Annotated in this window: 8 protein-coding genes, 1 tRNA gene and 2 pseudogenes; 8 read left to right on the forward strand and 3 right to left on the reverse strand. The window is 62.5% G+C overall.

Annotated elements, in window-relative coordinates:
• Positions 1 to 3 precede the first annotated feature (3 nt).
• From hflK to ABW22_RS05305, 5 genes and pseudogenes are all read left to right on the forward strand, one after another.
• The gene (gene hflK, locus ABW22_RS05285) at positions 4 to 1212 is read left to right on the forward strand and encodes an FtsH protease activity modulator HflK (RefSeq protein WP_059752792.1); all 1209 of its coding nucleotides are present in this window, start codon (positions 4 to 6) and stop codon (positions 1210 to 1212) included.
• Positions 1209 to 2090, forward strand: a complete 882-nt coding sequence (gene hflC / locus ABW22_RS05290; RefSeq protein WP_059752795.1) for a protease modulator HflC — start codon at positions 1209 to 1211, stop codon at positions 2088 to 2090. Before hflK ends, hflC begins: the two co-directional genes overlap by 4 nt.
• Positions 2087 to 2227: pseudogene (locus tag ABW22_RS16685) on the forward strand (DUF2065 domain-containing protein); the annotation flags it as partial. The gene hflC and the pseudogene ABW22_RS16685, both read left to right, overlap by 4 nt.
• Before the next feature lie 315 nt (positions 2228 to 2542).
• The gene (locus tag ABW22_RS05300) at positions 2543 to 3508 is read left to right on the forward strand and encodes an ATP phosphoribosyltransferase regulatory subunit (protein ID WP_059752800.1); all 966 of its coding nucleotides are present in this window, start codon (positions 2543 to 2545) and stop codon (positions 3506 to 3508) included.
• Positions 3509 to 3522: 14 nt separating this feature from the next.
• Positions 3523 to 4821, forward strand: coding sequence for an adenylosuccinate synthase (locus tag ABW22_RS05305; RefSeq protein WP_059752803.1), 1299 nt, complete (start codon positions 3523 to 3525; stop codon positions 4819 to 4821).
• 70 nt (positions 4822 to 4891) lie between these two features.
• On the opposite strand, the gene ABW22_RS05310 is transcribed toward ABW22_RS05305, so the two are convergent.
• A tRNA-Leu gene (locus tag ABW22_RS05310) sits at positions 4892 to 4976 on the reverse strand.
• A gap of 34 nt (positions 4977 to 5010) precedes the next feature.
• On the opposite strand from ABW22_RS05310, the gene rnr reads away from it, so the two are divergent.
• Positions 5011 to 7311: a ribonuclease R gene (gene rnr, locus ABW22_RS05315; RefSeq protein ID WP_059752806.1), complete on the forward strand. Its 2301-nt coding sequence runs from the start codon at positions 5011 to 5013 to the stop codon at positions 7309 to 7311.
• On the forward strand, positions 7308 to 8072 hold the full coding sequence (gene rlmB, locus ABW22_RS05320) for a 23S rRNA (guanosine(2251)-2'-O)-methyltransferase RlmB (protein ID WP_059752810.1): 765 nt from the start codon (positions 7308 to 7310) through the stop codon (positions 8070 to 8072). Before rnr ends, rlmB begins: the two co-directional genes overlap by 4 nt.
• 212 nt (positions 8073 to 8284) lie before the next feature.
• Here the strand turns inward: rlmB and ycaO are convergent, their stop codons facing one another.
• A complete protein-coding gene (ycaO, locus tag ABW22_RS05325; RefSeq protein ID WP_082708535.1) occupies positions 8285 to 9997 on the reverse strand; it encodes a 30S ribosomal protein S12 methylthiotransferase accessory factor YcaO in 1713 nt (570 codons plus the stop codon).
• Between the two features lie 108 nt (positions 9998 to 10105).
• On the opposite strand from ycaO, the gene ABW22_RS05330 reads away from it, so the two are divergent.
• Entirely contained in the window at positions 10106 to 10774 is a 669-nt protein-coding gene (locus ABW22_RS05330) for a tetratricopeptide repeat protein (RefSeq protein WP_059752816.1), read from the forward strand.
• Between the two features lie 23 nt (positions 10775 to 10797).
• Here the strand turns inward: ABW22_RS05330 and ABW22_RS17945 are convergent.
• Positions 10798 to 11053 (reverse strand): annotated as a pseudogene (locus ABW22_RS17945) (hypothetical protein); the annotation flags it as partial.

The following is an 11053-nucleotide window of genomic DNA, read 5'->3' on the forward strand; positions in this document are numbered from 1 at the left end:
GATATGGCATGGAACGATCCCCAATGGGGCAACAACGGCAACCGCAACAAAAACAGCGGACCGCCCGACCTTGACGAGATTTGGCGCCGCATCAATCAGCGCCTCAGTGGCATGTTCGGCGGCAAGGACAGCGGCGGCGGTGACGGCGGGGATGGTGGTGGTGGCGGCGGCCTTTCCACGGGCGGCTTGCCGAGCGGCGGTCTGGTCGGCTTGCTGATTGGCGCGCTGGCGCTGGTGTGGGTGGCGAGCGGATTTTACATTATCGACGCCGGCCAGCGCGGTGTGGTGCTTCGCTTCGGCAAATATGTCGAGACCACCGAGCCGGGGCCGCGCTGGCATCTGCCGTGGCCGATCGAGTCGCGCGAGGTGGTCAACGTCGATCAGGTGCGCACCGTTGAAATCGGCTATCGCAGCGACGTCAAGAGCAAGGTGCTGAGAGAATCGCTGATGCTGACTGAAGATGAGAACATCATTGATCTGCAGTTTGCTGTCCAGTACATCCTGAAAGATCCGGTCGAGTTCCTGTTCGTTAATCGTGGGCCCGAAGAAACGGTGCTTCAAGTGGCTGAAACCGCGATGCGCGAAATCGTCGGCAAAAACAAGATGGATTTTGTGCTGTATGAAGGCCGGGCTGAAATTGCAGCGAGCGCCAAGGCGTTGCTGCAGCAGATCCTTGATCGCTACAGCACCGGTATCAGCATCAGCCAGGTGACCCTGCAGAATATCCAGCCGCCCGAGCAGGTGCAGGCCGCGTTCGATGATGCGGTGAAGGCCGGGCAGGATCGTGAACGCCTGAAAAATGAAGCCGAGGCCTATTTTAACGACATCGTGCCGCGCGCCCGGGGTGTGGCGTCGCGTCTGACTGAAGAGGCCGAGGGTTACAAGCTGTCGGTGATTGCCAACTCCGAGGGTGAGGCCAGTCGCTTTGCGCAAATTTTTACCGAATATCAGAAGGCGCCTCAGGTCACGCGCCAGCGTATGTATCTCGACACCATGCAGACCGTCATGAACAACACCAGCAAAATATTGGTGGACCAGAAGGGCGGCAACAGCCTTCTGTATCTGCCGCTCGACAAATTGCAGCAGACCGTGAGTCAGCCCTATGTCGGTGGCCCGGGTTCTCTGTCGCAACCGCCAGCTACGACAACCGCGCCCATGGACACGCGCTCGCGCGATGCCCTCCGCAACCGTGATCGGGAGGAGCGGCCATGAGCAAGTATCTCGGTTTTATCCTGATTGCGCTGATTGCGTTGCTGGTGGTTCTGAGCGCCAGCACGTTCACGGTGGACCAGCGGCAGAACGCCCTGGTGTTCCAGCTGGGTGAGGTGGTATCGGTGAAGACCAAGCCCGGCCTCTATTTCAAGCTGCCGCTGGTGCAGAACGTGCGCTATTTCGATACGCGCATCCTGACGATGGAGGCGACCGATCCCGAGCGCTTCATTACCTCGGAAAAGAAAAACGTGCTGGTGGATTCGTTCATCAAATGGCGGGTGATCGATGCCCGGCAGTTCTATGTGTCGGTCGGCGGCGATGAGCGGCGGGCGCAGATTCGTCTGAACCAGACGGTCAACGATGGCTTGCGTGCCGAGTTCGGCCGACGCACCATCAACACGGTGGTGTCGGGAAGTCGCGAGGAAATCATGAGCATCATCCGCGCCAAGGCAGACCAGGACGCGCGAGCGATCGGCGTGCAGGTGGTGGACGTTCGAATCAAGCGGGTCGATCTGCCTGAGGCGGTATCGGAAAACGTCTATCGCCGGATGGAAGCCGAACGCAAGCAGGTGGCCAACGAGCTGCGTTCGACCGGCGCGGCCGAAGCTGAAAAGATCAGGGCCGATGCCGACAAGCAGAAGGACGTGATCGTTGCCGAGGCCTACCGGGACGCCCAGGGCGTCAAGGGTGAGGGCGATGCCAAGGCGGCTTCTGTGTATGCGGCCGCGTATGGCAAGAATGCCGAGTTTTATGCGTTCTACCGTTCGATGCAGGCATATCGCGAGAGCTTCGCGAGCAAGAGCGACGTGATGGTGCTCGACCCCAGCGCAGACTTCTTCAAGTACATGAAGAATCCGCGTGCCGCCGGCGGTCAGTGACCGGCCCCGACTGGCTGGCTGCAATCGGGCTGTTGCTGGTGATTGAAGGGATCCTGCCGTTTGCTGCGCCTGCCGTGTGGCGGGACGGCTTCCGCAGGATGCTGGAACTTCGCGACGGCCAGTTGCGTTTCATCGGCGCTGCCCCGGGCGGACCAACACGCATTTCGCGTCTGCGTTGCCGCAGGAAAGCGATGGATGCAAGGCGCGTCGCGCCGGCAAGGGCCATCCCTTGCCAAGCGGCGCAACGCCGCAGACGCGCCTTCCTGCGGCAACCCGAAGGGACGGGGGCGATTCGGGCGCATTCCTTTGTCACGAGTTGCTTGCAGTGAATGACACTGCGGCGCATCTCGCTTCGCGGACTGCATCCCGAATCGCCGCCGTCGCAGGCGTGAAATGCGTGTTGGCCCGCCCGGATGTAGGTGGCGTTTTTTTGTTGCTGATACTGAATTGAAATGACTGCCTGGTTATTGCCTGAAAACGTCGAGGATGTGCTGCCGCCGCAGGCCTGGCGCATGGAAGACATGCGGCGCGCGCTGCTCGACCTGTTTCGCAGCCGCGGCTACCAGCTGGTGATTCCGCCGCTGATGGAATACCTCGATTCGCTGCTGACTGGGGTGGGGGGCGATCTCGACCTCAAGACATTCAAGCTGGTCGATCAGTTGTCCGGACGCCTGATGGGCGTGCGTGCCGACATCACGCCGCAAGTGGCGCGCATCGATGCCCATCTGCTGGCTGCCAACACCGTCAATCGCCTGTGCTATGCGGGCAGCGTACTGCATACCCAGTCCGACGGCTTTCATCGCTCGCGCGAACCGATCCAGATCGGCGCGGAACTGTATGGCGAAGCCGGCGCCGAGGCGGATCTCGAAATTCTCACGCTGATGCTGCAGGGACTGTCCGCGTGTGGCGTGAAAACGGTACAGATCGACATCGGCCACGTGGGGGTTTACCGTGCGCTGGCGCAGGAAGCCGGCTTGAGCGGCGAGCTTGAGCATCAACTGTTTGGTGCGCTGCAGGCCAAGGACAGTAGCGCCGTGGCAGTCCTCACCGCCGGGTTGCCCATCGTCTTGCGCGATGCCTTTGCTGCGCTGCCGCAGCTGTATGGCGACCGCAGTGTGCTGGCTGAAGCGCGTGCGCGCCTGCCGCAACTGGCGGCGATCGAGGCCGCACTGGATACGCTTGAGGTGCTTGACCGCGGCCTCGTCAACGTCGAGGCAGCCTATGATCTGGCCGAACTGCGTGGCTATGGTTATCACAGCGGGGTCGTGTTTGCCGCTTACACTGGCGGGCGCAGCCATGCGATTGCGCAGGGCGGACGCTACGACGAAGTCGGGCGGGTATTCGGCCGGGCACGTCCGGCCACCGGCTTCAGTCTGGATTTGCGCGAGCTGGCCATGGCCAGCTCGAACACACAATAAAGGGAGAGAGCAGCATGGCAGCAAAGAACGTCGTCGTCATCGGCACCCAGTGGGGTGATGAAGGCAAGGGTAAAATCGTCGACTGGCTGACCGACCGCGCGCAGGGTGTGGTGCGCTTCCAGGGCGGCCACAACGCGGGTCATACGCTGGTGGTGGCGGGCAAGAAAACCGTGCTGCACCTGATCCCGTCCGGCATCCTGCGCGACAACGTCACCTGCTACATCGGCAATGGCGTGGTGCTGTCGCCGACTGCGCTGCTGGAAGAAATGGACATGTTGCTGGCCGCCGGGGTTGACGTGGCGAGCCGCCTCAAGCTCAGCGAAGCCTGCCCGCTCATCATGCCGCACCACGTGGCGCTCGATCAAGCGCGCGAAATCGCCAAGGGCGCCGGCAAGATTGGCACCACCGGGCGCGGCATCGGCCCCGCCTACGAAGACAAGGTGGCGCGTCGCGCGCTGCGCCTGCAGGATATGTTCCACCGCGAACGCTTTGCCGCCAAGCTGGGCGAAGTGCTCGACCACCACAACTTCATGCTGAAAAACTACTACAAGGCCGAGGTGGTGAGCTTCAACCAGACGCTCGATAGCATGATGGCCATGGCCGAGCGCCTGAAGCCGATGGTGGCCGACGTGCCGCGCAGCTTGTACGAAGTCAACAAGGCAGGGGGCAACTTGCTGTTCGAGGGCGCGCAGGGCACCTTGCTCGACATTGACCACGGCACCTATCCGTTTGTGACGTCTTCCAACTGCACCGCCGGCGGCGCCGCCACCGGTGCCGGTGTCGGTCCGAATTCCCTGCACTACGTGCTGGGCATCACCAAGGCCTACACCACGCGCGTCGGCTCGGGTCCGTTCCCCACCGAGTTGTTCGATAATATTGGCCAGTACCTCGGCGAAAAGGGCCATGAATTCGGCTCCACCACCGGGCGCGCGCGCCGCTGCGGCTGGTTCGACGCCGCCGCGCTCAAGCGCTCGATCCAGATCAACGGCGTATCCGGGCTGTGCGTGACCAAGCTCGATGTGCTGGACGGGCTGGAAACCGTGCGGGTGTGCGTGGGCTACAAGATTGACGGCGAGACCTGCGATATCCTGCCGGTGGGCGCTGAATCGATTGCCAGCGTCGAGCCGATTTATGAAGACCTGCCGGGCTGGAGTGATTCGACCGTGGGCGTGCAGGAGTTCGACAAGCTGCCGCAAAAGGCGCAGACCTATCTGAAGCGGATGGAAGCCCTGTGCGAAGTGCCGGTGGACGTGGTGTCGACCGGGCCGGATCGGGTGGAGACGATTGTGCGTCGTCACCCCTACGAGGCCTGATGTTTAAGATAAACTGTAAAAAAGCAAAAGCAAAAAGCCGACACGGGGTCGGCTTTTTGCTTGCAACATTTGGTGCCCAGAAGAGGACTCGAACCTCCACACCTTGCGGCACACGGACCTGAACCGTGCGCGTCTACCAATTCCGCCATCTGGGCAATAAGGCGCGCATTCTAGAGAGCAGAGATTAAATTGTCAACGACCAAATCGCGCAGCAGCGCAAACAAACACAAAATTCCGGCGATTCGCCAGGCCGATCCGTTCTACGAGCGTGAAATCGAACGCTACGAGTCGCCGCTGCCGAGCCGCGAATACATCCTGCAACTGCTGACCGAGGCCGGTTGTCCGGTCGATACCGACGCCTTTGCCGATCAGCTGGAAATCACCGAAGCCGAGCGCGACCTGTTCCAGCGGCGCCTCGGCGCGATGCAGCGCGACGGCCAGCTGATGCTCAACCGCAAGCGCCAGCTGTGTCTGCCGGACAAGCTGGACTTGATCAAGGGCCGTGTCGAAGGCCATCCGGATGGCTTCGGCTTTGTGGTGCCGGAAGAGGGCGGCGACGATCTCTATCTGTCGCCCAAGGAAATGCACCGCGTGCTGCACGGCGACCGGGTGATGGTGCGGGTGGCAGGCCTCGACCGGCGCGGGCGGCGTGAGGCGAAGATCGTTGAGGTGCTGGAGCACGTCAACAAATTCGTCGTCGGCCGTTACTACCTCGAAGGCGGTGTCGGTTTCCTGATCTCGGAGAACCGCCGTATCAACCAGGACATCCTGGTGCCGGCCGAGCATGCGGGGTCTGCGAAGTCCGGCCAGGTGGTAACGGTGGAGATCATCACCCAGCCCGGCGCGCACAACGAGGCGATCGGGCGGGTGACCGAGGTCATCGGCAGTTTCACCGGCCCCGGCATGGAAATCGAGATTGCGCTGCGCAAGCACGATCTGCCCTATGTGTTCCCGCCGGACGTCGAGGCGCAGGCGTCCAGGCTGCCCGGCAAGGTGCAGGAAAAGGACATGGCCGGACGCGAGGACATTCGCCATCTGCCGCTCGTCACCATCGACAGCGAGACCGCGCGCGACTTCGACGATGCGGTGTACTGCGAGCCGCTCGGCCGCAGCGGCTATCGGCTGGTGGTGGCGATTGCCGACGTCAGCCATTACGTACAGCCGCGTGACGCGCTCGATAGCGAAGGCTTCAGCCGCGGCAACTCGGTGTACTTCCCGCGCCGCGTCATCCCCATGCTGCCCGAGGCGTTGTCCAACGGCCTGTGCTCGCTCAACCCGGAAGTCGACCGCCTGTCGATGGTGTGCGACATGCGCATCACCAGTACCGGCAGCGTCAAGGAATACCGCTTCTATCCGGCGGTGATCTATTCGCACGCGCGCCTGACCTACAACCAGGTATGGGACTGGCTCTCCGGCGCGGCTGAGCCGGAGCAGAAACACGCTGCGATGATGCCGCACCTGCAGGCGCTGGATAAGCTGTTCCGCACTTTGCTGAAGGCGCGCGCCAAGCGTGGCGCAATCGACTTCGGTTCGACCGAAACGCAGATCAATTTCGACGACCAGGGCAAGATCAAGGACATCGTGCCGGTGATCCGCAACGACGCCCACCGCATCATCGAGGAATGCATGCTGGCGGCCAACGTCTGCGCATCGGATTATCTGCAGGAGAACAAGCAACCCGCGCTGTACCGCGTGCACGAAGGCCCGACGGTGGAGAAACTCGCTGCGCTGCGCAGCTTCCTGGCCGAATTCGGGCTCGACCTCGGCGGTGGCGACAAGCCGCACGCCAAGGATTACGCTGAACTGCTGGAGAAAATCAAGCCGCGTCCCGATCATGGCCTGTTGCAAACCGTGATGCTGCGTTCGTTGAGGCAGGCGGTTTACAGCCCGGACAACAAGGGGCATTTCGGCCTGGCGTATGAGGCCTACACCCACTTCACCTCGCCGATTCGGCGCTATCCCGATCTGATGGTGCATCGCGGCATCAAGGCGGTGCTGCAGGGCGAGAAACTGCCCGCCAAGGGGCTGGCGGAAATCGGCACCCACTGCTCGATGACCGAACGCCGCGCTGACGATGCCACGCGCGATGTCGACGCCTGGCTGAAAACCTATTTCATGCGTGACCGCATCGGCGACGAATACAACGGCACGGTGAGCGCGGTCACCAGCTTCGGCATGTTTGTCGCAGTCGACGACCTTCTGATCGAAGGCCTGGTTCACGTGTCCGAACTCGGCCAGGATTATTTCCACTACGATCAGGCCAAACACATGATGCTCGGTGAGCGGACTGGCAAGCGTTATCGCCTGGGCGACCGCGTCCGCATCAAGGTGCTGCGCGCCGACATCGAAACCAGCAAGATCGATTTCAGCCTGGTCGAACAGGACAGCTCTGCGCATGACATGCAGCGCGCGTTCGAGCAATCGGCGCCGAAAAAGAAATCCGGCAAGCCCCGGACGGCGAAATCTAAAGCCGGTAGCAAGAAGCAATGAGCGAGAAGACTGCCGAAAAACACGCCGCAGAAAAACTCATCTACGGCTTTCATGCTGTGCTGGCGCGGCTGCGGCACGACCCGTCGGGCGTGCTGGAAATCTACCTCGATCTCACGCGCCGCGATGCGCGCGCGCGCGATCTGGTGCATCAGGCCAAGGACAACCAGGTCAAGCTGGTGCAGGTTGAAGCCGACCGCCTGACCCGGCTGGTCGGCAAGGCCGCCAATCATCAGGGCGTGGTCGCGCGCGTCAAGCCGGTTGCGCTGACGCATTCGCTGGACGAAGTGCTGGAAAACATCAAAGGCCCGCCGCTGCTGCTGATCCTCGACGGCATCACCGACCCGCACAACCTCGGCGCCATCATGCGCTCGGCCGACGCCTTCGGCGTGCACGCCGTCATTGCCCCGAAAGACAACGCCGTCGGCATCAACGCCACGGTGGAAAAGGTCGCCTCGGGCGCCGCGGAAACCGTGCCCTACATCATGGTCACCAACCTCTCGCGCACCATCGAAGACCTCAAGGAACACAACATCTGGGTCATCGCCGCCGACATGGACGGCGACCAACCGCTGTCAGGTATTGACGCCAAGACCGGCATCGCCTGGGTGTTGGGCGCCGAGGGCTCGGGCATCCGCCGCCTGGTGAAGCAAAGCTGCGACCAGATCGCGCGCATTCCCATTAGCGGGACGGTGGAAAGCCTCAACGTCTCGGTGTCGGCGGCGCTGTGCTTGTATGAAACAGTGCGTCAGCGGGGCGTGTGACTTGGCTGAAGGCCCCTGGGCCCACGCATCGACCGAAATTGCCCGCAGGCATAGAATAGGCGCATTGCACGAAGGCGGCCGCCATGCTGCAGACCGCGTAGATTGGGCTGAATGAAATGAAGCCCAACGTATCCACCACATAGGTGGACAAGCGCTAAAGTTGTTGGGCTTTGCAGCCCAACCTACATGGGCTGCGAGGGAAGTGCGGGGGGCTAGCCCCGCACCTTCCGATATGCCTCCAACAAGCGCTGGTGAATCGCGCTGCCCTCGAAGTTGCTGCCCAGCTTGGTCAACCCGAAAAACCGCTCATCCTGATTGAACAGCGCGAACGCCTGTTCCAGCGTCTCGCGGCCGTACATGAGGGCCAGGGCGGATTCGAAGGGGCTGGGGTCTTCGAGTTGGGTGAGGTCGGCGATGCAGCGGTACACCTTCAGACGCGCTTCACTGCGCTGGCCGTATTGGGCGATCCAGGTGCAACCTTCCCGGATCGCATTATCGTCGCCGATGGCGAGCGCGAGCAACAACTTCAACTCGCCGATGCGGAGATCGGTCCACGGCGAATCGGCATCCGGCGCCAGGCCGATCAGCACCGTGACCAGGCGGTCGTCTGCCAGTTCCAGTTCGACAATTTCATCCAGCAGCGCGGCGCATTCGTCGTCGGTCAGTTCGGGCAGACGCGCGAGCGCCGGGCGGATCAGATTGCCGACGCTGTTGTTCTCGAATTCGAGTTCCTCGACCGGGTAGATCTCGGAGACGCCGGGCACCAGGATGCGGCAGGCGTAGACGCCGAGATGGGTGAAGTCGGCGATGTAGAGGTCGTGGCCTTCGGCGTGCAGCGCATCGACCGACCAGGCATAGTCCTCTTCGGTGGTGGTGCCGAAATTCCAGTCGACGAATTCGAAGTCGGGGGTGTCACGCAGGAACTGCCAGGAAATCACGCCGCTGGAATCGACGAAGTGGATTTCCAGGTTCTGCGGGTCGGCGATTTCGGTGGCGTCGAAGCCGGGCGCGGGGAAGCCTGCCAGCGAATCGAGTGCGCGGCCCTGCAGCAGTTCGGTCAGCGCGCGTTCCAGCGCGACCTCGAAGCGCGGGTGCGCGCCGAAGCTGGCGAAGCAGCCTTGGTCGTGGGGGTGCAACAGGGTGACGTTCATCACCGGGTAGCGGCCGCCGAGCGAGGCGTCCTTCACCAGGATACCGAAGCCGGCTTCGCGCAGGCCGCGGATGCCGGCGGCGATGTGCGGGTAGCGCTCGATCACGGCCTCGGGCACGTCGGGCAGGCACAGGCCTTCTTCGATGATGCGGAACTTGATGTGGCGCTCGAAGATTTCGGCCAGCGCCTGGGTGCGCGCTTCCATCAGCGTGTTGCCGGCCGACATGCCGTTGCTGACGTAGAGGTTGCCGATGAGGTTGACCGGGAAATACACGGTTTCGCCGTCGGCGAGCCGCTGGTAGGGAATGGCGCAGATGCCGCGCGCGGCGTTGCCGGAATTGAGGTCGATCAGCTGGTCGGCGCGCACACCATTGTCCGGGTTGTAGTGGGCGTGCAGTTCGGGCGTGAGCAGTGCTTCCGGCCAGGCGTCTTCGTCTACTGTAAACCAGCGCTCGTCGGGCGTATGGGTGTATTCCCGTTCGGCCAGGGTCTCGCCCAGGTAGAAATGGGTCCAGAAATAATTGGTCGACAGCCGCTCGAAATATTCGCCCAGCGCACTCGCCCGTGCGGCCAGTTCGGAGGCACCCTTGCCGTTGGTGAACAGCAGCGGGCAGTCGCGGTCGCGGATGTGCACCGACCAGACGCTCTCCACCGGATTGAGCCAGGAGCGCTCCTCGATGTGAAAGCCGATCGCCGCAAGCTTGGACTGCAGGGTGGCGATCGACGCTTCGAGCGAGGCGTCCTTGCCGGGGATAAAATGTTCGGAGGTAGACATGGGAGACGCGCGGGGTGAGAGACATGACAGCATAAGCGATGCGTCAAGTGCGGCGTAAAATGATAGGCGTTGATCTCTTCAAGGGCAGCTGCACGCTGCGATTTTTCCATGCCTGACCGTATTGCCGTGCTCCTGTTGCTGCTTGGCCTTGCGTTTGCCGCCCCGGTAGCGGCTGCCACGCAGACGTTTGGCCTGGCCGGTGATCAGGCGGCGCTTGCTGCGCGTTCGCAGGCCGAGTGGGTGCGCCAGGCACAGGCGCTGGAAAAGCGCGGCGACTGGCCGGGCCTGCTGGCGTGGGGCCAGGATTGGGCACAAGTTGATGCAAGAAATCCGCTGGCCTGGTTTGTTCAGGGGCGCGCGCTGGGCGAGATGGGGCGGCATGCCGAAGCGATTGCCGCGTATCGGCAGAATGTCCGGATTGCGCCCGGCGATGTTTGGGCGCGCAACAACCTGGGCAATGCCTACCGCGACAGCGGGCGTCCGCGCGAGGCGATGCAGGCGTACCGCGCGGCGGTGGAGATCGACCCCGACTACACCCAGGCCTGGCACAACCTGGGGCTGACGTTTTATCTGAGCAAAGGGCAGGCGGGGGTGACGCAGGCGCTGCAAAAGCTGCAGGCCACCGACCCGGCGCTGGCCGATGTCTGGCGCGCGCTCGCGATCGAGTATTCGATCACGCGCGACGCCCGGGTTGCACGTGAGGCGGTGCGGGTGCTGCGCGGCTTGAGCGATGCCGAACGCGCGCGCATGTTCGGCATCCTGTTTGCCGAGGGCTGATTCGCATTAACAAAGCCCTAGTTCTACTGTGTTATTAAACATTCATGACCTGATTTGCTGATCTCCCGCAGCATGGACATTGCAGCAAGCCTTTTGCGATGGCAGCTGCGCGGCGGAAGCGCAATGTGGGGATCGAATTCTGGACGTGGCGTTGCATCGGTCGTGGCCCCGCGCGGGCGGAAACCTTCGGGTAGGGCAGGTTCCGCGAATTGGCCTGCGTTTTTTTTTGCTCCGGACAGACGTTCGCGCATCAAGAAGCCATACGCCGCAATGCACAGG

It is taken from the genome of Thiobacillus denitrificans (assembly GCF_001530125.1).
Lineage (GTDB): Bacteria > Pseudomonadota > Gammaproteobacteria > Burkholderiales > Thiobacillaceae > Thiobacillus > Thiobacillus denitrificans_C.

Excerpts from the sequence above, each read along its gene's own strand:
- hflK (WP_059752792.1), top strand. The coding sequence starts at position 4 with ATGGCATGGAACGATCCCCAATGGGGCAACAACGGCAACCGCAACAAA.
- hflC (WP_059752795.1), top strand. The coding sequence starts at position 1,209 with ATGAGCAAGTATCTCGGTTTTATCCTGATTGCGCTGATTGCGTTGCTG.
- ABW22_RS05300 (WP_059752800.1), top strand. The coding sequence starts at position 2,543 with ATGACTGCCTGGTTATTGCCTGAAAACGTCGAGGATGTGCTGCCGCCG.
- ABW22_RS05305 (WP_059752803.1), top strand. The coding sequence starts at position 3,523 with ATGGCAGCAAAGAACGTCGTCGTCATCGGCACCCAGTGGGGTGATGAA.
- rlmB (WP_059752810.1), top strand. The coding sequence starts at position 7,308 with ATGAGCGAGAAGACTGCCGAAAAACACGCCGCAGAAAAACTCATCTAC.
- ycaO (WP_082708535.1), bottom strand. The coding sequence starts at position 9,997 with ATGTCTACCTCCGAACATTTTATCCCCGGCAAGGACGCCTCGCTCGAA.
- ABW22_RS05330 (WP_059752816.1), top strand. The coding sequence starts at position 10,106 with ATGCCTGACCGTATTGCCGTGCTCCTGTTGCTGCTTGGCCTTGCGTTT.